General features: G+C 47.1%; 18 protein-coding genes. 15 read left to right on the forward strand and 3 right to left on the reverse strand.

What is annotated here, in order from left to right:
- Window positions 1–38: 38 nt before the first annotated feature.
- Window positions 39–1,793, reverse strand: a complete 1,755-nt coding sequence (locus ACQSGY_RS29375) for an ABC transporter substrate-binding protein (RefSeq protein WP_427182119.1) — start codon at window positions 1,791–1,793, stop codon at window positions 39–41.
- Window positions 1,794–1,922: 129 nt separating this feature from the next.
- Here ACQSGY_RS29375 and ACQSGY_RS29380 point away from each other — a divergent pair, with 129 nt between their 5' ends.
- The 3 genes from ACQSGY_RS29380 to yidC all read left to right on the forward strand — a co-directional run bounded on the left by ACQSGY_RS29380 (window position 1,923) and on the right by yidC (window position 4,866).
- Window positions 1,923–3,542, forward strand: coding sequence for a DUF4153 domain-containing protein (locus ACQSGY_RS29380; protein WP_427182120.1), 1,620 nt, complete (start codon window positions 1,923–1,925; stop codon window positions 3,540–3,542).
- 104 nt (window positions 3,543–3,646) lie between these two features.
- Entirely contained in the window at window positions 3,647–3,997 is a 351-nt protein-coding gene (locus tag ACQSGY_RS29385) for a hypothetical protein (RefSeq protein ID WP_184190037.1), read from the forward strand.
- Window positions 3,934–4,866 carry a membrane protein insertase YidC gene (gene yidC, locus ACQSGY_RS29390; RefSeq protein ID WP_427182122.1) on the forward strand — a complete coding sequence of 311 codons (933 nt, stop codon included), beginning with the start codon at window positions 3,934–3,936 and terminating at the stop codon, window positions 4,864–4,866. The genes ACQSGY_RS29385 and yidC overlap by 64 nt, the downstream gene beginning before the upstream one ends.
- Window positions 4,867–5,007: 141 nt before the next feature.
- Here yidC and ACQSGY_RS29395 read toward each other — a convergent pair whose 3' ends face one another.
- The gene (locus ACQSGY_RS29395; protein ID WP_427182124.1) at window positions 5,008–6,216 is read right to left on the reverse strand and encodes a helix-turn-helix transcriptional regulator; all 1,209 of its coding nucleotides are present in this window, start codon (window positions 6,214–6,216) and stop codon (window positions 5,008–5,010) included.
- Between the two features lie 158 nt (window positions 6,217–6,374).
- Between ACQSGY_RS29395 and ACQSGY_RS29400 the strand changes: the two genes are divergently transcribed.
- The 11 genes from ACQSGY_RS29400 to ACQSGY_RS29450 all read left to right on the forward strand — a co-directional run bounded on the left by ACQSGY_RS29400 (window position 6,375) and on the right by ACQSGY_RS29450 (window position 21,038).
- Window positions 6,375–7,112 (forward strand): class I SAM-dependent methyltransferase, encoded by a 738-nt coding sequence (locus tag ACQSGY_RS29400; RefSeq protein WP_427182125.1) that lies wholly within the window; start codon window positions 6,375–6,377, stop codon window positions 7,110–7,112.
- Window positions 7,096–8,199 (forward strand): saccharopine dehydrogenase family protein, encoded by a 1,104-nt coding sequence (locus ACQSGY_RS29405; protein WP_427182127.1) that lies wholly within the window; start codon window positions 7,096–7,098, stop codon window positions 8,197–8,199. Before ACQSGY_RS29400 ends, ACQSGY_RS29405 begins: the two co-directional genes overlap by 17 nt.
- Before the next feature lie 91 nt (window positions 8,200–8,290).
- Entirely contained in the window at window positions 8,291–8,584 is a 294-nt protein-coding gene (locus ACQSGY_RS29410) for a hypothetical protein (protein ID WP_427182128.1), read from the forward strand.
- A gap of 75 nt (window positions 8,585–8,659) precedes the next feature.
- On the forward strand, window positions 8,660–9,952 hold the full coding sequence (locus ACQSGY_RS29415) for an amidohydrolase (RefSeq protein WP_427182129.1): 1,293 nt from the start codon (window positions 8,660–8,662) through the stop codon (window positions 9,950–9,952).
- A gap of 200 nt (window positions 9,953–10,152) precedes the next feature.
- Entirely contained in the window at window positions 10,153–11,196 is a 1,044-nt protein-coding gene (locus ACQSGY_RS29420) for a hypothetical protein (RefSeq protein ID WP_427182130.1), read from the forward strand.
- Between the two features lie 81 nt (window positions 11,197–11,277).
- Entirely contained in the window at window positions 11,278–13,239 is a 1,962-nt protein-coding gene (locus ACQSGY_RS29425) for an S-layer homology domain-containing protein (RefSeq protein WP_427182132.1), read from the forward strand.
- 200 nt (window positions 13,240–13,439) lie between these two features.
- Window positions 13,440–15,401 (forward strand): ATP-binding cassette domain-containing protein, encoded by a 1,962-nt coding sequence (locus tag ACQSGY_RS29430; RefSeq protein ID WP_427182133.1) that lies wholly within the window; start codon window positions 13,440–13,442, stop codon window positions 15,399–15,401.
- 28 nt (window positions 15,402–15,429) lie between these two features.
- A complete protein-coding gene (locus tag ACQSGY_RS29435) occupies window positions 15,430–16,098 on the forward strand; it encodes a response regulator transcription factor (RefSeq protein ID WP_427182135.1) in 669 nt (222 codons plus the stop codon).
- Window positions 16,095–17,429 (forward strand): ATP-binding protein, encoded by a 1,335-nt coding sequence (locus ACQSGY_RS29440; protein ID WP_427182136.1) that lies wholly within the window; start codon window positions 16,095–16,097, stop codon window positions 17,427–17,429. The genes ACQSGY_RS29435 and ACQSGY_RS29440 overlap by 4 nt, the downstream gene beginning before the upstream one ends.
- 351 nt (window positions 17,430–17,780) lie before the next feature.
- Window positions 17,781–19,616, forward strand: coding sequence for a UbiD family decarboxylase (locus tag ACQSGY_RS29445; RefSeq protein ID WP_427182137.1), 1,836 nt, complete (start codon window positions 17,781–17,783; stop codon window positions 19,614–19,616).
- Window positions 19,617–19,931: 315 nt separating this feature from the next.
- Window positions 19,932–21,038: an HD-GYP domain-containing protein gene (locus tag ACQSGY_RS29450; protein WP_427182138.1), complete on the forward strand. Its 1,107-nt coding sequence runs from the start codon at window positions 19,932–19,934 to the stop codon at window positions 21,036–21,038.
- A 142-nt stretch (window positions 21,039–21,180) separates the two neighbouring features.
- Here ACQSGY_RS29450 and ACQSGY_RS29455 read toward each other — a convergent pair whose 3' ends face one another.
- Window positions 21,181–22,395, reverse strand: a complete 1,215-nt coding sequence (locus tag ACQSGY_RS29455) for an MFS transporter (RefSeq protein WP_427182139.1) — start codon at window positions 22,393–22,395, stop codon at window positions 21,181–21,183.
- Window positions 22,396–22,831: 436 nt separating this feature from the next.
- On the opposite strand from ACQSGY_RS29455, the gene ACQSGY_RS29460 reads away from it, so the two are divergent.
- Window positions 22,832–23,413 (forward strand): TetR/AcrR family transcriptional regulator, encoded by a 582-nt coding sequence (locus ACQSGY_RS29460; protein ID WP_427182141.1) that lies wholly within the window; start codon window positions 22,832–22,834, stop codon window positions 23,411–23,413.
- The last annotated feature ends 149 nt before the right edge of the window (window positions 23,414–23,562 follow it).

Consider the following 23,562-nt stretch of genomic DNA (forward strand, 5'->3'; position numbering starts at 1 on the left):
GTTACTCCATCTTCATATCATTTTCACTCTAGTTCCTTCTATGGGAACCAGATGTGCCGCAGATTAACCCAGCCCTGGCTGTTGAATGACAACCCGCGCACCGTCGGTAGATACGCTGTTTCAACAGGTTTGTGAGACAAACTGAACATGAGATGTTCAGTAATAAGGAAGCGTTCCACTTCATCCAGAACCTGCTTGCGATCCCCGATATGTGGTGATACCGCGATGCTTTGCATCATTTGTCTCACCTTAGCTTTGGAAAAGGGATCCAGATGCTCCGACATGGTGGCGTACATATCATATCTGCGAAGCTCCTCGTCACGATCCTTGATCAGGGAGAAGAGAATCAGATCGGACTCAAGCCGCCAATCGCCCTTGAACTGTTCCATGCCGCCTGTATAGATGGCGCAGGAGAAGCCGTATGGATGCAGAGCCAGTGCAAGCTGTTCTGCGTCCAGTCGGTATTGAGGAATGGTCGCAATGTTCAGCACGATCTCTTGCTTGTCCGTTGAGCGTGCGAAGGAATTCATCATGTCAGTTGTGCCAACGAGTGAAGCCGAGATTACATCAATGCACTGCTGTAAATATGCTCGTACACCCGGATCGTTTAACGGTCCGGGTTTTTGGGTGTTACACGTAAGCAGCTTTGTCACGGTTACACCTGAGCTGGCTTGTGTCCAGTCTGTGCCGGATGTGCTGGACGGATTGTGCATAAGATGGAAGAAGGGTGACTCTACCGCTTCGTTTGTGCTGTAATGCAGGTCCTGATTTTCCCCACGTTTATCTGCAGTGATCCACGGAATTTGCAAAATATCCACCCGATCAATGAGAGCTCTGCCTTGAAAATACATGGGATAAGCCTCCAGCCTGCACATATGGTTATCCCAAAATGTTACCTTGAAGGGTCCGGTGCCAACGGGGATTTGTCTTGACTGTATGCGTTCACGTTCAGACTGACTCGCAGCTGTATGGGCGCTCAGGCCTGAAGGCACGATGACTGCACGGCTGGTCGTCAAGAAGGACAGAAACAATTCATGCGGTTTATTCAATTGAAACCGTACAGTTAGAGGGGCGACTGCTTCAACCGAAAGAATATGTTTACTGACCTCGCGATATAATGTCCGGCGTTCTGTGGTTTGCAATCGTTCAAATGTAAAAACTACATCCGAAGCAGAAAGTGGTTTGCCACTGTGAAAATAAACCCCTTTCCGCAAATGGAAAATCCATGTTAGCCGATTGTCTGACACATCCCACGTATGTGCTAATGCAGGCAAAATCTGTCCGTGTTCGTCCCGCTGCACAAGGCCATCATAGACATGGCTGGTCACAAATGACTCGGCAAGCAGGTTAATATACAGCGGGTCGAGTGCGTGAAGCTGCTGGCGAATGGGAAGACGGAGCGTATCAATGGATTCATTGTTGGTCCCGGACTCGGTATGATGACCTGAATAACCAAGCAGCCACTGGTTGAGATAATGCTGCATTGACGGTGAGCTGGAGAACGCTCTGACCTGATCGGCAGCCTCCTGTAACTCCCGGCGATTCATCGCCTGCATCATATATTCAGCGGCAATCTGATCGGCTGGAGCCAGCAGAGACAGAGCCGAACGCCGTCCGCGTCCCCGCTGTGCATGCCAATGTATCCAGCCAAGGGCCGCCATTTTTTTTACAATCGTCAAGGTGTTCCGATGGGTGCAGTCCAGCAGCTCGGCGAGATCCGCCAGCGTCAGTGTATGCTCTGTTGTATCCCCGAGCTGGCTGTGAAGCAGCAAATACTGCTGATGAAGTTTCAACGAAACCGTCCTCCTCCGCATTTTCAGCAACATGTCTAAAATAAGAAGTTATATTCATCCATCTTTCTATTTATCTTCCTATTTTATCACCTAAAATAAAAAGTAGATAGAATAATGGAGGTATTTCCCATGATTGAGAGAATAAAGTCTTCACCACACCGTGCTTTAATCACGCTGCTCGTGGCTGTTTTACTTGCTGTTATTCATCAGTATTTGTTTTACGGTCATGAAATCGGGCTGTCTTATCCGCTTTTTGTGACTGTTTTCTACAGCTTTATGTACATATTCGCCCAGGATCGTATGAGAGCATTAACCCTTTTCGATGCCTGGATCGCTGGTGTTGTACTGTTATTATCACTGACCTATCTGTTATTTGATAACTTTCTGTTTCAGGTGCTTAATTTTCTGATTATTCCTGTGCTTATTATGCTGCATTTAACATATGTGATGGGGAGAAAGCAAAGACACTGGTGGGAGATCGGTTTGATTGGCACAGCGTTAGATCATCTGCTCCCGCAGACGATTCGCCACATCGGAACGGCTGCTTCCATAATGGTTCGGGCAGGAGCACGCAAAATGCATAAATCGCAAAAAGCTGTCGTTTTCAAAATTTCAATAGGTCTCCTTGTTTCGATACCTATTCTGTTCGTGGTGCTCACTTTATTGACTTCCGCGGATGGTGTGTTTCATGAATTTTTGTCAGGTTTTCCGGCTTGGCTGGATCAGTTGGCGTTCATGCCCATGCTTCCGAGAATAATCTGGATCGGGGCGGCCGGTTTATTGTTTTTCGGATACGTGTGGGGATTTGTGCAGCCGATGCAATATGAGGCAGAGAAGCGAGAGAACGCGCATTGGAAAAGCAGTGCACTGCCTCCGTCCGTTTCACAGCATCCCGATTCTGCCCAATCGGTTGCTGAGCCGGAGACAAAAGCCAGGATTACTCCCGCCTTCACTCCGGTAACTCCCCGCACGCAGGCTCAAGCACTATCGGATCAGGAGCCGATCCGGCTCGATCCGGTCATTGCCGGCACGATATTAACCGTCATCAACATGGTTTACATTTTGTTTGTGCTTGTGCAGTTCTCATACCTGTTTGGAGCAGGGAAGGGAGGACTGCCGAACGATTTATCCTATGCTGAATATGCAAGAAGCGGATTTACCGAGCTGATTCTGGTTACAGGGCTAAACTTTCTGATGTTAATTATTGCACTTGAGTACACCCGGCCGATGCAAAGAAGGGGCACAATCGTACAGCGAGTACTGCTTCTTATTCTGATAAGCTGTTCAGGAATTATGTTATGTTCGGCCTTTGTGCGATTGAATCTGTATGAGCAGGCATATGGATATACCTATATCCGGTTCCTTGTGCATGCATTTATGATCTTCCTGGCCTTGCTGTTAGTGATTGCGGCACTTCGTCTTCGTTATACTCGCTTGCCGCTGCTTCGTTGTTACATCGTGCTGGGCATTACAGCATATACGGCCATTAACTACGCAGGTATGGACACGCGAATAGCAGAGCTGAACATTGAACGTTATCACCAGACAGGCCAGATTGATACCGCTTATCTGGCAAGCTTATCTACGGATGCAATGCCATTGTTGGTACAGTTTGCCGATCAAGAGTACCCTGAGCTGAAAGAGAATTTAATGGATCGTAAAGCCCATTTGGATAAGTTTGCAGCCGACTTGGAATGGCCTTCCTTTAATCTGGCGAGGTATCGAGCGCAGCTGGAATTGTCCAAATGATGAACGGAATAGACCAGCGTTTGTTTTTGCCAGCAGTTCCTTTATGCAAACCTCATATGTAAGTGCTATAATGTAAAAACAAACGTATGAAGGGGGTGAATCTCTTGTTTGAATTACATGAACTGCTGCCGTATATATTCTCGATTGGGCTCATCTTCACAGTCAGTTACGCTTACATTGCCCACCTTCACTGCGGCATGACAGAGTACTGGATGGAAGGCGGCGCCGGGGATGGCATTGAACCGGTATTTCCAGCGTTGGGCTTGAACAGACAGCACAGGTCGGAAGACTGGAGTCGCATGGTCAGACGAAAAGAAGCACCGGATGAAGATGAACCAGACTGTTATTCCTCGTTGAGACGTGAATCAACCCATCAACGAGGAGGATATATATGGAACATAAGACAAGCAAGGGGTTCACTTTTACAGCTGGCAAGGGACGGATCTATGGCCTGATCGCGATGGTATTCGCGGTCATGCTGCTTGCCGGCTGCAGTAATAACGTATCGGAGATTAATTCATCGACACCGGGTTTCTTTAATCACTACATCGTATTTCCGCTGTCCTATCTGATTCAGCATATTGCCAGCGCATTTAACGGCAGCTACGGGGTAGCGATAATTATTATAACACTGGTCATTCGACTTGCGTTGTTGCCGTTGATGATGCGTCAAGCGAAGTCCCAGCAGGGGACACGAGTGATTATGAACGCAATGAAACCCGAACTGGATGCGCTCAAGAAAAAATATGAAGGCAAAAATGATGCAGCCGATCGGCAGAAGCTGTCCGAAGAGACGATGGCTTTATACAAAAAACACAAGTTTAACCCGCTTAATATTGGCTGTCTGCCCTTGTTAATTCAACTGCCGATTTTGTCAGGTATTTATACCGCGATCCGGCTTACGCCAGAACTGTCGTCCCATTCCTTTTTATGGTTCAAGCTGGGCGCACCAGACTATGTGCTGGCCGTTGTTGTGGCGGTGATCTATCTGATTCAGGCCAAAATATCACAAGCCAACATGGCACCAGAGCAGCGTAAGCAGTTTGCGATTATGGGGTACATTTCACCGCTAATGATGGCGTTTTTCTCCTTGTCTGCACCGGCAGCGATGCCGCTGTACTGGACTGTAGGCGGATCATTCCTTGTACTCCAGACACTGCTGTTCCGTAAGCTGTATCCAGTGGAGCATCCGCAGGAAGCGGCGGTGGTGAGCCAGACTACGGCAAAGAAGGATCATAAACCAGTTTCTAAATCAAAGAAAAATGCCAGCAGTGACAAAAATGCCACTTCCTCCAAACGAGCTGCTAAACCAGCCAAGTCCTAGAGAGGAAGCCCTATGTTTCAAGATGGTAAGGCAGGAGAAGGGAACATAAAGCTTCCGCTCCTCTTAGTAAAATAAATTGATCCAAACAAAAAACCTGTCCTTCGGGACAGGTTTTTTGTTTAAACTCCTATAGTTTCGCCGCTACAGCTCCCCCGATAATTGGAAGCGGGAAACAAAATGCCAGATCAATTCTCGGCGAGAGGACACCTCTGTTTTGGCAAAGATGGACTTGAGATGATCCTGAACAGTGTATACCGAAATATGCATAGCCGCGGCGATTTCCTTTGAGGAGAAACTGCGCAGTACGTAAGCGAGCAGTTCACGCTCCCGTGCAGATAATCCGTAACGTTCGCACAGGAGGGGCAGTACGTCCTGAGGCATAGCCTGCTCCAGCCAAACCGCGATATGATCCGGTTGAACGCAGGTTTGAATGTCTTCTGGCTGCTGCATTCGACTTGCATGAAGCATGAGATATCGTCCGTCTGACAGCTGAACACAGACTTTGGACAAAGGATGAGCTGCATGATCAGGTGCGGAAATAGCACTGGCAATCGTTTTATTATCTTTTTCAGCACCGTTCTCGGCAAAGCTTTCCGCACTAGCTTCAGTAACAGTCCTCGTTCTCGTGTGAGTCGATTGCAGCAGATGAGAGCATACCGCTCGAATGGGCCTTGGCAGCACATCATGTCCCACTTGTTCCAGTCTGTGAAGCTCAGATATCCAGTAACGTGCGGCAGCATTGTTCATCACAGGTTCAAATGACGTATCCAGAAGCATAATACCCGGTTCATCTGGACTTTTACCTGTCAGCTCATCCGTAAGGGACAGGCGGGTGGTGCGAAGCATAAAGGCGATTGAAGCTGTCCAGTGCTGCATAAGCAAACGCTCTTCTTCCGTGAATGCAGGGGAATCCTGTTTGCGATACAACGTAAGGTGTCCCCAGCAAGCATCCTGATCTACGAAAACAGTGCGTAGCTCATCATGAATTCCGGCAGGCAGCAAAATGTTTGCATAACGAGAACTGATCTCAGGTTGTGAATGAAGAGGTAGCGAAGCCTGTAAAATCGCTGTATATTGGCCGGATTGAATTAAATCTGCATATTTATGAACATCATCTTCCATATATTCATTGAGAAACAGCTGCTTGTGAATGGCTTCGATGCCATCCTCCGTAACTGCACCTGTTGAGAGAAGCGTTGAAGGGTCTACGGTGTTGAAGCAGTAGGCATCGTAAGCGATGAGCGTCCTGATTTGTTTCAAAACAGCTTCCCGGTAGGTGCGGGAGGTCCAGCTTCCTTTTTCAAGTGAAGTCATTCGGTTTAGATTCTGGTAAGTAAGCAGGGTTGACAAGCGGATACGCTCCTTCCCGAGTTCTTATGTATCGCAATTCCCACAAGATCGTATATATCCCATACTTCTGGGATGGTGGTCTGTCGGCTTCCTTTTATAATGAAATTAGACGAATGTACAGTCAAGTCTAACTTCAAATTCAGAGGAGTGCAGAAGCGATGGAAGAACATATATATGATAAAGCTACACAGGTGAACGGAAGCCCGGCTATGAGCTGGGATACGGCAGATTTATGTCGATATGAACAATCTATTTCCCTCAAAATTCCGGGTTACGACCATATGCACCATATGATGGAAAAGCTGCTTGCAGCTTCGATTACGGATAACAACGATATTCATATCCTTGTAACAGGTGCCGGGGGCGGCAAGGAACTTACGCTGCTTGGTGCAAGTCATCGGGAGTGGCAGCTGACAGGCATGGATACGTCTATTCAGATGTTAAAGCTGGCACAGCAAAAGGCAGAGGAAGCAGGTATCACAGCCCGCACTACACTGCTCCAGGGTACAATCGAAAATTTGCCTGAGGCAGCTTTGTATGATGGTGCAACGTGTATGCTCATGCTGCATTTCATCCAGGGTATGGAGGCCAAAAAAACATTTTTGAAGCATCTGTCCCAAAAGCTCAAGCCCGGCGCACCTCTGATCATTGCGGCTGTTAATGCGGACCTTGCATCTCCGGTCTATCCGGTTATGATGCAGGCGTGGAGGGAGCATATGCTGCAAGCAGGTATTTTTGCTGAGGAATGGGATCGATTTGCGGCTTCACTCGGTGAACAGTCTGACCCAGTATCGGGTGAGCTTATGGTGCAGCTGCTTGCAGAATGCGGTTTTTCCCGGATGAAACGCTTTTTCGGAGCGTTCTGGGTGGAGGCATATTATGCGATCAGAGACTGAACAACAATTCATGAGTATGAAAGATCAGATTTGGGTCATCGGGGGGTACGGCCAGGTTGGACAGATGATCTGCAAACAGCTTGCACATGCATTTCCAGGAAAGGTGTGGGCAGCAGGGACCAGGTGGGAACGAGCTGAGCAATTCAGCCGCCAAACGGGCGGAGCTGTTAAACCGCTGCAGCTGGATATTACGAAACCGGTGGACTCTGGCATGCTTCGAAACGTTAAACTGGTCATCATGTGTGTGGATCAGCACGATACCCGGTTTGTTGAAAGCTGCGCCAAGGCCGGAACGGATTATATGGATATATCTGCGAAGGTTGATTTTTTGACGCAGGTAGAAGGATTGAATTCGATGCTGCACGCTTCCGGCTCCATGGCTATTCTCAGTGTTGGATTATCTCCGGGGATAACGAATTTGCTTGTGCGAGAAGCGGCAAGTCATATGGATCAGATGCAGGAAGCGAATATCTCGGTACTGCTAGGTCTGGGAGAAAAACATGGCAAGGCGGCGATTGAATGGACTGTGGATCAGATGAACACGACGTTTGACGTCATGCAGAATGGGCAGCTTGCAAGAGTGCAGAGTCTGAGCGGCGGTAAATGGATTGATTTTGGCGAGAAGCTTGGACGGCGAATGGCATATCGGTTTCCTTTTTCTGATCAACAGGCAGTAGCTCGAACGCTAAACATTCCCAGCGTATCCACTAGAATTTGTCTGGATTCCCGTTGGATTACACGAGCATTGTCGGTTTCTAGACGAGCAGGACTACTAACGCTTTTACGTTGGAAGTGGATTCGAAATGCGGCGGTTAAGGCTTTTGCCTGGATGCCGGGTGGTGAGCCGATGTTTGCGGTAAAGGTGGATGCTAAAGGATTGAAAAATGGGAAGCACATCTATGTAGAGCAACGTATCATGGGTAAGAAGGAAGCGGTGATCACTGCGGAAGTGGCTGCAGCTGTGGCGAAAAAAGTGTACACCAACCCTCTCCGGCCTGGGGTACATCATGTCGAGCAGTGTTTCACTTTACAGGATATTCAGAATGAACTAGCTCATAAGCTGAAGGTTATTACGAAAATTACGTAAAGCGAGCCTTACAATAATAAAGGCATTTTTGCCAGCGGACTCCAATCTGCTATGATGGGACTATAACATCTTGCACGATTGGAGGGGGAATATGGAGCATATCGCCGTATTGCCTTATTACAGAGTACAGCGAGAAGTGACTGGCCTTACACAAGAGATTGAGATGAACGCCCGTACCATGACCCTTTATTCGGATCGAATCGTGACCAGGTACAGGGAGTTCCTGATTACCGAAGTGTTTGATATGTCTTTTCGTCGCATGGGAGATAAGGGTGGCTTTTTCTATTTGCATACAAGCACCGGGGTTTACCCGTATATGGTCGAGATTGATCCAGGGCCGTTTATGCAAACTTTTCACCAAGTGGCGATTGCCCGTTTAAAATGATTGACCTTACCGCTGCGTCAAGCCTTACGCTGGATTAGGAATAAATACAACCAATCCAGAGGAGCTGTATGTGATATGAGTATTTTGATTCAGCAAGCTACAATTCTAACGATGCAAGATAACGAATCCCCCTTTATGGGGGATATTCGTATTGAAGGAGATCGCATTGTGGAGATCGCAAGTCATGTTGATCCGCAGCCGGGGGATGATGTGCTGGATGGGCGGAGTAAACTTGCCATGCCCGGTCTGGTTAACGCGCATCAGCACTCACCGATGAGCTTGCTTCGCGGTTTTTCCGATGATCTCAAGCTGATGGACTGGCTGGACCGCAAGATGCTTCCCGCGGAAGCAAGAATGACATCCGAAGATATTTATTGGGGCGCCAAATTAGGCATAGCGGAGATGATTCGTTCGGGAACAACTGCATTTGCGGACATGTACATTCACATGAATGAAATTGCAGAAGCCGTTACGGAAACAGGCATTCGTGCATCGTTGACGCGTGGTATGGTCTTTATGGAGGAAGATGGGGGACGCAGACTGCAGGAAGCGGTTGACCTGGTGCAGCGCTGGTCAGGCAAAGCGAATGGTCGAATTACTACGATGTATGGGCCGCACTCTCCTTATACTTGTCCAATGGAGCCGCTTCGTGACGTGATTGCGATGGCGGTTCGGGACGATATTCCCCTGCATATTCATCTGGCGGAAACGATAGAAGAAGTGCAGAAGATCCACAGCCGTTACGGGTTGACACCAACGGAGTATTTGGTTGAAGCGGGCATGTTTGACCATGCACATGTGCTACTGGCTCACGCGGTTCATCTTAATGAAAATGATGTGAGCAAATTGAAGGGCATGCGCGGCGGTGTGGCACATAATCCGGTGAGTAATCTCAAGCTGGGTTGCGGCATTGCACCGATTGAAGCGATGAGAACCGAAGGAATTACTGTGGGGCTTGGCACAGATGGAGCAGGAAGCGCAACGACACTCGACATGTTTGAGGAGATCAAGGCGGCATGCTGGCTGCAAAAGCTGGACTACGGTGATCCAACCCGGATCCCGGCGCGTGAAGTGCTCAATATGGCAACCCGCGGAAGTGCAAAGCTGCTGTCGCTTCACGATGAAGTAGGAGTGCTGGCGCCTGGATATAAAGCCGACCTCATTCTGATTGACCTTGCTAAACCTCATCTCCAGCCCATTCATAATATGGAGTCGCTGCTGGCTTATAGTGTGAATGGAGCGGATGTGCACACCACCATTGTGGATGGACGGATTCTGATGCGTGATCGAAAGCTGCTTACGCTGGATGAGGATGAGCTGTATCGTGAGGTAAATGTGCGTGCGAAGCGGATTGTTGAGGGCATTTAAAAATATATTTTTCGACAAATGAATATAAAATGGGAATTTTTTGATGATGAAAACGCCATGGGAGCTTATACCATGGCGTTTTTTGTCGATTCGGAACTGGGAATAGTTCGTTAGACCTGTTCAGAATCGGTTCAGAATACATCGTTATACTCAGTGCATAGTCTTTTCAAATTTTAGATATACACGAGGAGGAACATGAATTGAAGGGGAAAAACAAACGTAATACATTAAAGCCGATTATGAAAAAAAGCATGTTGGCCGCACTCGGACTCGGCATAGCCTTGCCGGTAGCAGGTTCACTTCCTCAAGCCAATGCATCACTGCCTGAGTCCAACATTGTGATTTCAGAACCTGTACTTAGTTCGGGAATCCCTTGGTTAGATTCCTCATCAAAGCAGCCTAATATGAATTTAGTACCAATCGCAGTTGGAGATGACAACAGAATAACGGTTGATTTAAGCACGCATTTCCCATCCGAAATTTTTAGTGGAATTGATGCAAATTCCAGTAGTGATATCGCCAATGTAGTTGTGATTGATAATAAACTGGTCGTTACTCCTTATCGTAGTGGCACCATTAATATTGAATTAACAGCGCAGTACAATGCTTCGCAAGAACCGAATTCCCAATCAGAAACGATTACAGACAACATCGAGCTTTACATCAGCAAAAAAGGGGATTTCAATAATGACGGCTATGTGGATTCTGCCGATGCAGTCGAATTATTCAGTTACCTTCGTAACATACAGTTCGGTAGAGGTATCTCCTTTTCTTTAGTAGAGATGAACAAAGCGGATATCGACCGAAACGGTGTACCTGATAAGACTAATGACATGAGTGCTTTCATGCAAGGATATATTGGAGGGACGCTTGGCGCGAAGGATAACAGTTATGTGCTGACGTTTAAGCAAGTGGATGATGCTCCTTATGCGTTGAATGGCAAGTTAAATGGAACAATGCAAGTTGGACAAACGATTACTGGATCATTTACACAATTAGATGTAGATGGTGATTCTCTGGCTACTGCCAAATATCAATGGTATACGGCTGCAGATGTGAACGGAACAGACGAATTAGCAATTGATCAACCCAATCCTGATCAATATACGATTCAAAATGCTGATGTGGGTAGATATCTCATACTTAAAATAACACCAGTGTCCATTTCGAGTCAGTATCCTGAAGGAAAAGCTGTAGTTATTCGTGGAATGCAAGCGATGGAGGGACCGCCTCCCCCACCTTGATCATAATTTAATAATTTCATTTTTCTGATGAATTAATCATTGAGTCTCAAAACATTTGAATTATGACATGGAGGTTATACCATGCTTCAACCGAAAAAGAAACGTGCAAAAATGAGAAAAACGATGTCAGGCATGATCATGTTAACATTATTATCTTCGCTTATCTTACCTGGTGTGGCTGGGGCCAGACCAGCTGTTACATCTCAAATCGAATTCAGCAATGTTAGTGTGCAGGCTGGACAATCCGTTAAGGTTCCTGTCAAATTGACACAGAATGAGTATCCGGTTAACGCTTATAATATGCAGATTGATTATGATAAATCGACGTTGGAAGTGGTACGTATTACACCAGCAGCGTCCGGCATTATAGCCTCTTCTGCAACGGAGACAGGTGTGCCTGACTTCCAATACCAAATTAATAACGCCGAAGGCTGGGTACGCATCATCTGGGTGAATTCGAAAGACCGTTCTCAAGAAGATTCAGGTCTGATTGATGCAGGTCAGTCACTATTCGAGATGGAGATTAAAGCGAAAAGCAGTGCCGCTCCAGGCACGACACACCTCACTGTTGATCAGAATGATACAGAACATTGGCGCTTCAATAATCTGGAGTACAGTCCGCCTGCCGAGTTGTCAGGTGGATCGATTACGATTACAGCAGCCAGTTCAGGAGGGAATTCCAGTTCACCTTCAACACCGGACTCTGGCAGTTCATCAGGCGGGGGCACCTCTGTGTCATCACCAGTGTCGTCTCCTGTATCATCTGCACCTTCAATTCCAGCCGCGACTAAAGGCGTTGACATCTATGTGAATGGGCAAAAACAGGAGCAGTCTGCAACGGCCTCTACTTCTACAGCAGGCAATAAGGTGACAACAACAATTCATGTGGATAACAACAAAGTGATTAATCAGGTGGGTAACGGGCTTCGTACGCTATTACTCCCGGTTACGGGCACAGGCACGAACACAGTTGTGGGTGAATTAAACGCTAAGCTGGTTAAAACGATGGAAGGCAGCAACGCTGAGGTGGTTATTCAGACAGATACGGGTACATACACCTTGCCAGCGAGCCAAATCAAAGTAGATCAGGTTGTGAAACAGCTGGGCGGTACAGCACCACTGGAAGACGTAACCATCCAGATTGCCATTGCACCGAGCAATGAAACCAAGAAAGCTGCAATTGAAGCAGCAGCAAGCAAAATCGGAAATACCACGGTAGTTGCGGCTCCGGTCGATTTCGAAGTGAAGGCTGTATACAACGGCCAGCAGGTTGATGTGAATCGTTTCAACGCCTATGTAGAACGTTCGATTACGCTGCCTGAAGGCGTAGACGGCTCCAAGATTACAACAGGGGTTGTGCTTCAAGCGGACGGAACGATGCTGCATGTGCCGACCAAAGTCATCAAGGGCACAGTAAATGATTCAGCCGTCATTAACAGTTTGACGAACAGCACGTACGCTTTGATCTACCATCCAACGACCTTTAACGATATTTCCAGTCACTGGAGCCGTGCGGATGTGGAGGATCTGGCTTCCCGTCTCGTTGTCGAGGGTGAGGGGGATCAACAATTTGCACCGGATCGCAGTATTACGCGTGCGGAGTTCACGGCTGTGCTGCTCAGAGGTCTGGGTTTGCATTCACCCGAGAATGACGTAACAACCGCATTTACTGATGTGAAGGCAGACAGCTGGTATGAAAATGAAGTTCAAACCGCGGTATCTTACGGATTAATCTCCGGTTATACCGATAATAGCTTCCGTCCGAACAGCGAAATATCTCGCGCTGAAGCGATGACAATCGTTTCCCGTGCTATGAAGCTGGTGGAGCTGGCACAGGCAGATGCTTCCGAAACTGCGAATCTGCTTGGCACATACAGTGACGGCAACAAAGTTCAGCCGTGGGCGGCTGAATCTGTAGCATCGGCAATCAAACAAGGTTTGGTACAAGGTGATGAGGGCAGGCTGATGACGGATGCAGACGTTAGCCGCGCACAGACAGCAGCGATTGTGAAACGTTTGCTGGCCAAGGCGGGATTGATTTAATTTTCCTGAATAACAAATAAGCTTTTACTTTCTTGATTCTGTAATCCATGCACCTGTGGTGACTTGAAGATGTACTTCAAGCCGCTGCGGGTGCTTTTTTGTGCTCAGATGGGGCAGTTCATAATCAGTTCACAAATGAGTGATAGGATGTGTTCACAAGATTATGATTTTATTTTACAGAAACAGGAGTGGAAGAATAAATGAAAATACTGGAAGTGGAAAATGTACGTAAATCATACACGTTATATGGCAAAGAAAAGGTGCCCGTTCTTCATGGCTTGAACCTGAGTTTCCAGACGGGAGAATTTGTGTCTATTCTTGGTGAATCGGGATGTGGGAAATCCACGCTGATGAATATCATTGGGGGAATGGACTCCGATTATGAAGGAAATGTTGTAGTTCGCGGGCAAAACTTGAGTGAAATGACCGAGAAAGAGATGGATGATTATCGCAAAAATAATGTAGGATTTGTTTTTCAAAATTTCAATCTGATTCCCCATCTGTCTGTGCTCGAAAATGTAACCATTGCGATGCAGATGACAGATACCGAGGTTAAGGAGCGGACCCGGCGAGCCATTGATATTCTGACTGAGGTCGGGTTGAAAGAACATCTGCATAAACGTCCAAACCAGCTGTCCGGGGGACAGAAGCAGAGAGTATCGATTGCCCGCGCTCTGTCCAATAATCCTGATATTATTCTTGCTGATGAGCCCACAGGGGCGCTGGATCGGGAGAATGGAGATCAGATTCTGAAGCTGCTGGATAACATTGCTCAAAAAGGGGTGCTGGTTCTGGCGGTAACACACTCCCAGAAGGTCGCTGATTCCGGCACAAGAATCGTGAGAATGGAGGAAGGCAGAGTAGCAGATGATATTCAGTTGAGGGAACGCTCCAGCGCAGTTAATGAGCCGGATCGGGCCACTTCACGCAGTCTTGGTCTCTTAGCATCATTTCGCATGGCGCTGCAAAATATGAAGCTTAACATGAAACGAAATGTTTTGGTTGCTTTAGGCGGCTCCATCGGCATATTAAGTGTGCTTCTCATGTTGTCCCTCGGTAACGGCATCACAACATATATGAACGATGAGATCAATGCAAGCATGGACCCCTTACTTGTGGATATGACTAAACCAAGCGCGGCGTCCAAGGACTTGCAGGGACCGCAGGCTTTAATGGCGCCGGGAGAATCGTTTACCAAAGACGACATCGAAAAGATACGTCATTTCCCGAATGTAGATCATATTGAAACAATCACTTCTATTACAGGAAAATCAACCATGGTGTATGATGAGCAAAGCATGGCACTTTCACAGCTTACAACACTTACTGATTCGTTCGACTCTGCCTTGATTGAGAAGGGCGCAATGCCCGCTGATAATCAAATATTGCTGCCGAAAACTGCTGCAGATCAGTTAAGCGGGAACCAGGCTGAATCCATGATCGGCAAGACGATCACTTTGTATATCAACGAAATGGATGCCAATCATAAACCGGTTACTTTAGAGAAAAAATTGACCGTTTCCGGGTTGTATGAAGCTGAGGAGCCAAGATCACCTATGCAGCAGACACCGGGATATATCCCCGCTCAGACACTTGAGAGCTTGTATTCGGGTCATGATATTACGATAGGGCCCATTCAGGTGAACGCTTATGCCACCGATATGAAATATGTCAACGATATTAATAAAGCTGCAGCAGATGCAGGGTTTACAGGCTCACAGAAGGCCAAAATCATGGAGAATATTACAACATACGTGAGCATGGCGACGATCGTACTGGCAGGCATTGCAGGCATTTCTCTGATTGTATCCGGCATTATGATCCTGGTTGTGTTATACATCAGTGTGGTGGAACGCACCAAAGAGATTGGAATTTTACGAGCGATCGGTGCAAGGAAAAAAGATATTCGGCGAATCTTCTTCTCCGAGTCTGCCCTGTTAGGTGCATTTAGTGGTATCATTGCCGTAATCGCGGCGCTTGGCCTCAGTTACGTGCTTAACATTTTGCTGGAACAGGCGTTTGGGGCAGAATTGATTCATCTATCGGGCAACTATATGCTGTTTGGTTTTGCTGTAAGCACAGGAATAAGTGTAATTGCTGGCCTGATGCCATCTTCCAAGGCAGCAAAGCTGGACCCGATGGAATCTCTGCGGTACGAATAAAGCTTATATCGGGAAGGAAAATGTACAGATGAACACCGTACTTGTCGTGGATGATGACCCGCATATCCGCAAATTGATGCGAATCTATCTGGAGAAAAATCAGTTAGCCGTGCTGGAAGCCTCTGATGGGGAAGAGGCACTGGACCTCCTTTCCACTACCAAGGTTGATCTTGTGATCGTGGATGTGATGATGCCCCGGATGGACGGAATTGAATTGACTCAGGACATTCGTTCCTATACGGATATTCCGATTCTGATGGTGACGGCCAAGGGAGAATCCAAAGACAAGGTTAAAGGCTTCCATGTTGGTACGGATGACTATGTAGTTAAACCGTTTGATCCCGTGGAGCTGGTTCTGCGGGTACAATCGTTATTGAAAAGATATAACAAAAGTCTGTCGCATATCATTCAGATTGGCGGAGTGACGATTGATCTGGATCGTCTGATCGTGGAAGCGGAGGGAAGAACAATCGATCTGAAAAAGAAGGAATGTGAGCTTCTGTTTTCGCTCGCCAGCAAGCCTGGTAAAATATGCACGCGTCATCAGCTCATCTATGATATCTGGGGTATGGATTACGAAGGGGATGAGCGCACCGTAGATGTGCATATCAAACGTCTCAGGGAAAGGCTGGAATCCGTCTCGCAATTTACGATTTCGACCGTCCGCGGACTTGGATATCGTCTGGAGCTGACATGAAGTTTATCAGGAACAGTTTACGTTTTCGCATTGTGGTTACGTTTATCGGTATTGTGATTGTGAGTCTGGTATTAACTTTTATTTTGCAGAATGATGCTGGGAAAAACACCCCAAATGACGCCATGGCAGCAGTAGCTGAAGACGTTGCGACTTTGATCCATCTCATAGATGATCCTGAAAAATTGCAATCGAGCTTGCAAATTTTTGAAAAGTACGGTATGAACATTACGCTGGTGAACAAGCAAAGTGAGGTGCTTGCGGCTTTACCTAAGGAGCAGGTGCAGGCGTTGTTCGAACCTGGCAGGACGAAGGCAGTCATTTTTAATAACAAAAATGGTACAGCTGCAGTGGGAGTTCCGGGGGGGACAGGTATGGATGCCGTATTGATGCAAAATGATTTCGCACCCCTGTTTCATACGTTAAGGGAGAGGCTGCTCACTTCACTGTTAACCGTACTGATCATTGGTAGTTTATTGATTCTGCTGATGTCCAGATTTATTGTAAAGCCGATTAAACAGCTGACGGCAGCGGCACAGAAAATGTCCTCAGGAGATTTGACCGTGCGTCTGAAGTACAGAAATCATGATGAATTCGGAGAATTGATGGAGAGCTTCAACCAGATGGCAAGAGAACTGCAGAAGATTGATTCCATACGCGAGGACTTTGTCAGTAACGTTTCGCACGAGATGCAGTCTCCGCTGACGTCGATCCGGGGCTTCACCAAGGCGCTTCAGGACGGGCTGATCCCTCCGGAAGAACAGAAGGAGCACCTTGAAATCATCTACGAAGAGACACTGCGTTTATCGAGATTGAGCGATAATCTGCTTCGCCTGGCGTCCCTCGATTCTGAGCATCATCCCACGAGCTTCAGCTCGTTCCAGCTGGATGAGCAATTGCGAAAAATAATTGTGTTGGCAGAGCCGCAATGGTCCAGGAAAAATTTAAATATGGAACTGGAGCTGCTGCCCTGCACCATGCAGGCGGATGAGGATTTATTCGATCAGGTCTGGCAAAATATAATAGGCAATGCCATCAAATATACGGATGCGGGCGGAAGCATTTATGTTGATATGAGGGAGGGGCCGTCCGGTGTGAGCGTACACATTCGGGATACGGGAAAAGGCATTCCGCAGGAGGCGCTGCCGCATATCTTTGATCGTTTTTATATGGTGGATAAAGCGCGAAGCAGCTCTCTCAAGGGCAATGGACTAGGCTTATCTATTGTCATCAAAATTTTGAAACTGCATGAGTGCATCATTGATGTCACAAGTACTGTGGGTGAAGGCACAGAAATGGTGGTAACGATCCCGCGAAAACGATTGACTTCATGATGTCTTGTGGGAATGAGCAATAACCATGAAATGAGAGGTACCGCTTTTTTATGATGCAGAATCGCAGGTTCCGATAAACCGGTACCGAGCTTGGTTCTGCATTTTCTATGCTTTATTTAGCAGAATGGCGCATCCTTAAGGATTATTTAATGGAAGAATAGTTTTCTTTGTTTAGCGGCAGATCATTTGATAAAATAGAAGAGACGTGCAGTGCATAGTTTAATAGACTTGGCATAGAAGAAAAATTAAAACCTTGTGATCATAGGCGTTCTTGTCCTATCATACTGCATGTGTATGTGAATATATGAACATAATCAAGCGATTTTATTATATACAGAATGGAGCCATCCGATGAAATATCATAATATGGAAGATTGCATTAATGATCTGGAGCAGCATGGACATCTGATCAGGGTGAAGGAGCAGGTCGATCCGAATCTGGAGATGGCTGCCATCCACATGAAGGTACATGAAGCCAAGGGCCCGGCGTTGTTATTTGAAAATGTAAAAGGTTCCAGGTTCAAAGCCGTCTCCAATCTGTTCGGCACAGTTGAACGCAGCAAGTTCATGTTCCGGGATACACTTGAAGGTGTACAGCGTGTTATGGCCGTTCGGGACGATCCAATGAAGGCGCTCAAAACGCCGTTAAAACATATCCGTACGGGTCTTGCGGCCTGGCAGGCTCTGCCTAAGGAGAAATCGATCAGCCTTCCCGTGTCAGCTCAGGAGATTCAAATCTCCGATCTGCCGCTCATCAAGCATTGGCCCATGGATGGAGGGGCGTTTGTGACGCTGCCGCAGGTGTATTCGGAAGACCCGGACAAACCGGGTATTATGAATTCCAATCTGGGCATGTATCGTGTTCAGCTGAGTGGTAATGATTACGAGATGAACAAGGAGATTGGCTTGCACTACCAGATTCATCGGGGAATCGGTATCCATCAGGCCAAAGCGGTGAAAAAAGGCGAGCCGCTCAAGGTCAGCATTTTCATCGGTGGGCCGCCTGCGCATACGCTGTCTGCGGTGATGCCGCTGCCTGAAGGGCTGAGTGAGATGACCTTTGCAGGTCTGCTGGCTGGACGCCGTTTCCGTTACAGTTATAAAGATGGGTACTGCATCAGTAATGACGCGGATTTTGTCATCACGGGTGAGATTTACCCAGGGGAGACAAAGCCGGAAGGACCGTTCGGGGACCATCTGGGGTATTACAGCCTGACCCATGAATTCCCGCTGATGCGTGTGCATAAAGTGTATGCCAAACCAAATGCGATCTGGCCGTTTACAGTTGTAGGTCGCCCGCCGCAGGAGGATACCGCATTTGGTGATCTGATTCATGAAATTACCGGAGATGCGATCAAACAGGAAATTCCGGGTGTAAAAGAAGTTCACGCTGTAGATGCTGCGGGTGTTCATCCACTGTTGTTTGCGATCGGCAGTGAACGCTATACCCCGTACACAGATGTGAAGCAGCCTACAGAGCTGCTGACCATTGCCAATCGCATTCTGGGTACAGGCCAGCTGAGCCTGGCAAAATATCTCTTCATCACAGCTGAGGACAAGCAGCCTTTGGATACACATCGAGAAGTCGAGTTTCTAACCTATATACTGGAGCGTATGGATTTGCAGCGTGATATTCATTTCTATACCCATACGACCATTGATACGCTGGATTATTCGGGGACGGGACTGAATAGCGGCAGTAAAGTAGTAATGGCGGCATATGGAGACAAAATTCGTGAGTTATGCAGGGAAGTGCCGGAAGCCTTACGGGATGTGCGCGGTTACGAAAATCCACAGCTGATTATGCCAGGGGTCGTTGCCGTTCAGACCTCGGCCTTCACCTCATATGAGCACACAGCACAAGAAATGAAAGAGTTCGCTGCTGCTCTCCAAGAACGTGGCGGGCTGGAGCGTTGTCCGATGATTATCGTATGTGACGACAGTTCATTTATGAGTGCAAGCCTCAGCAATTTTCTGTGGGCTACCTTCACACGCAGCAATCCATCCCATGATATGTATGGGGTTAACAGCAGTTATGCTCACAAGCACTGGGGCTGTGACCAGGTCATTATTGATGCGCGAGTGAAGCCGCATCAGGCCCCACCACTTGTTCCCGATCCTTCTGTGGAGAAGGGTATTGAACGCTTTTTCGCAAAGGGTGCAAGTCTTGAATCGATTAAACTGTAATTTTATATATCAGGCAGTGCAGTGCATTTACAGAGGAGTCCAAACCAGGTTTGGGCTTCCTTTTTTATGGATTTATGCCGCAGAGAAGCTTGAAAATGAGAAGAAACCTCCTTCTTTGTGTAAATAACCGGGATAAAACGACGTTTTACCTATAAGGATAAAGTCTTAGTTATTCATATTTGCCTATATGATTAAGGTCGTTTGGACTATGTAAAAAAGCTGGAATTTAAACGATATTAAGAAGTATAGGTATGTCTTGGCCCCGTTCCATCCGGGAGCTGTTAACTATAATCATGTGTTCAGGGGGAGTTCCGATTGAGAATCCATATTATGAACCTGCAGGACGGGGACCGTCTGACAGCAGATACGTTCAGCGATGCAGGGTTGCACATTCTCGGAAAGGGGACTGTCATTCGCAGCGAGGATATTACCTTGCTTATGCAGCATCGGGTAGATTACGTAGATATCGAACTGCGCGATGAAGAGATCAGCGAAGCAGAATTTTTCGCAGCTTCATTGAAACATGCAGCTGGATCAAGCAGTACAAGCACCAGCACCAGCAGTAAAGAGCAACCTCCTGAAGAGGAAATGAAGCCCCAATTCCTTCAGACTGTACATAATTATCAAAATGCGTTTCTGGAAGCGCTGACTGTAGGCAAGTTTAACGCAACAATGGTTGATGATGCATTGCAGCCAATGGTTGAAGGACTTGATGAGCAAAAGGACGTCGTGCATCTCCTGATGATGCTGGAGCGGGATGACGTGAACAACTACACCCATTCCATTCAGGTAGGTCTGTTATCCTTTTATATCGCAAACTGGATGGGGTATTCCCAGGCCGAAAGCTATAAGATCAGCCGCGGGGGTTATTTGCATGACATCGGAAAATGTAAAGTCTCCCATCGGATTCGCAATAAAACAGAGCCTTTGACGCCAGAGGAGCAGCTTGAACTGCAGCGTCACACAATATATGGCCATGAGATTATCAAAAACTCCATGACAGATGAAGCGACTGCTTTGGTAGCTTTGCAGCATCATGAGCGGGAGGACGGCTCAGGATATCCGATGCAGCTTGGAAAAGGAGAGATTCATCCGTATACTCAAATCGTCTCCGTAGCAGATATTTATATTGGCATGCGTTCCGGCAATCATGGAGCAAGCAATCCGAACCTGATTAACAATCTTAGAGATATTTACGCAATGGGCTTTGGTAAATTAAACGAGAAGGCGGTTCAGGCGTTGATGCAGCATTTGCTGCCTAACTTTATCGGCAAACAGGTGCTGCTTAGCAATGGAGAAAAAGGTGTCATTGTCATGAACAATGCTTCCGACATTTTCAAACCGCTGATCAAAGTGGAGTCGGAGGAGTACCGCGATCTGTCTAAAGAACGTTCTCTATCCATCAATGAGCTGTTGATCTAATTACCGCTTCAATAGCGTGTTCCGTAACGGTCTTCAAAGACGTGTTTAATCAAATAAGTAATGCAAACAAACCTCTTGTCATCCGATAAGAGGTTTGTTTGGTCTGTTTTGTTATTCATTATTCATCCAATCCATGTGAGGGTCATGCAAGGTGATCCGACTTTCGATCGACAAGCCATACCAGCAGAGCTATTGCGCTAATGCCTGCACCTAACCAGCATACACCTGTCCAGCCTGCACGTGCATATACTTGAGTGGATGCGATGGAACCTGCCGCACTGCCGATAGAATAAAAGATCATATAGGAAGCAGTCAAACGGCTTTGGGCTTCGGGTCTCACCCGGTAGATCATGCTCTGATTGGTGACATGCACTGCCTGAACAGCAAGGTCGAGTAAAATAATGCCAACGATGAGGAACCACAATGAAGTGTGTAACAATCCGATACATGCCCAAGACAATACTAAAATAACGAGTGAGATGCCTGTTGTTCTCTGACCATATCCACGATCGGCATGTTTCCCTGCACTCGCGGCAGCGAGTGCGCCAGCAATACCAGCAAAACCCAAGGCTCCTATAGAGGTGTGTGATAACGATAACGGAGGTGCGCTGAGCGGCAGCACGATGGAAGTCCATAAAATGCTGAACGCCGCAAATATGAACATGGCAAGCAGTCCGCGCATGCGAAGGATACGTAATTCTGCATACAGTCGCAGGGTGGAACGAAGCAGCTGCAAGTAGCTGAGCTTGGGCTGGCTGAAGGATTGCCGAGGGAGCATGCGAAACAATACGACAACACTGATTAAAGTCAAACTGGCTGACAATAAATAAACGGATCTCCAGCCAAGCCAGTCATTCATTACACCTGCCACGGTTCTTGCCAGCAAAATGCCGATAACTATGCCGCTGGTCACCCGGCCGACAATAGCTCCCCGCTCAGATTCGGCCGACAGATGGGCTGCATACGCAACAAATGTCTGGGTAATAACGGCGAATAAACCAACCGCGGCAAGCGCTGTAAACAGAACAGAATGTGAAGCAGCAGTGCCTGCGCCCAATAATGCAGCGGCCGAAAGAGACATTTGCACAATGATCAGTTTGCGGCGATGAATGAGGTCGCCAAGCGGTACAAGCAGCAGCAGACCGAGGGCATAACATATCTGGGTAACCGTAATTACGATGCCGATCACTCCAGTAGACAGATCAAACTCCTGGGCGATGGAATCCAGCAAGGGCTGCGCATAATAGATATTGGCTACGGACAGACCGCTGCAGACAGCAAATACCCAAGCAAGTGTGTTGGTTATGCCCTGTTTCTTCGGTGTGGACAATTGTGAATTCTGAAGCGAGGTGTGCATTCGAACAACCTGCCTTTCTATTATGTACTGATCAGTATATTATAATCGGGATTAACAATATATTTTTTCGCCAAAAATGTCAATGAAGGAATTACTAGAGCATGGTGTTAGACAGAATTTTCAGAGGTAATAAATGGGGTGCGGAGGTGGGAAACATGAGAAGACATGAGAGAAAATGAGAAGAATGAGAAAAATGATTTGAGATGAGCAAACATGAGTAGAAATTAGAGAATGTCAGAAAACAATGAGTGAAGATGAGTGAATATGAGGTTGAACGAGAAAAACAGTGTGGAAGAGTTATTACATAAGGATGAACGAGTTTATTTGGAGTAGAAGGGACATTTCAGCATGGGGTGATGCAGGCCTTCCATTTTGATTTTTGCGGAGGTTGAGTTAAAATGGTATTGTACTGTTCGATAAATAAAGGGGCGGTGTTATGGTTAGAAAACGGGAATTCGACACAGATAAGGCGCTTGACGCTGCTATGCACGTATTCTGGGTTAAAGGGTTCGAAGCGACGTCACTTACAGATTTAACTACGGCGATGGGGATTCAGCGGCCCAGCTTGTATGCGGCGTTTGGAGATAAAAAGGAGTTGTTTGAACGTGTACTCCGTAGATATACAACCTTTCATGCCGCAGAGATTAGAGCGCGGCTGGGTCAGGGGGACTCCGTCAGAGAAGCTATGCAAGAGATTTTTGAGTGGATTGCAGCAAAAGGAGGGGCGGGTGATCCTGCTTACGGGTGTTTTTGTATCAACACGATGGTGGAACTGGCTCCTCATGATCCCAAATTTGCGGTGTTAACACGAGAGCATCAGATGTACCTGGCAGTTATTTTCAGAGAGGTTATCGAAAGAGGGCAGCGAAGCGGAGAGCTGGCAGGGCACATCAATGCAGGTCTTGCGGCGCAATCACTGGTGGTGTCGATGATTGGATTAACGGTATTGATGAAATCAGGCCCGGATCGTCAATTTGTAGAGCAAAGCATTCAGGCAGCATTATCTGTGCTGCAATAGCTTGTTGAACAGACTGCATGGAACTAGAATAAAAAGTGGACACCCGTTAACGGACGGAAGGATAATAAGGCTAACGGAGGTGTGTCCACATGGGAGAACAGCGGCAACGATACAATGAAGAATTTAAGAAACAAACGGTAAAATTTATC

The sequence above is a fragment of the Paenibacillus sp. TC-CSREp1 genome (assembly GCF_050171015.1).
GTDB classification, from domain to species: Bacteria; Bacillota; Bacilli; order Paenibacillales; family Paenibacillaceae; genus Paenibacillus; species Paenibacillus silvae.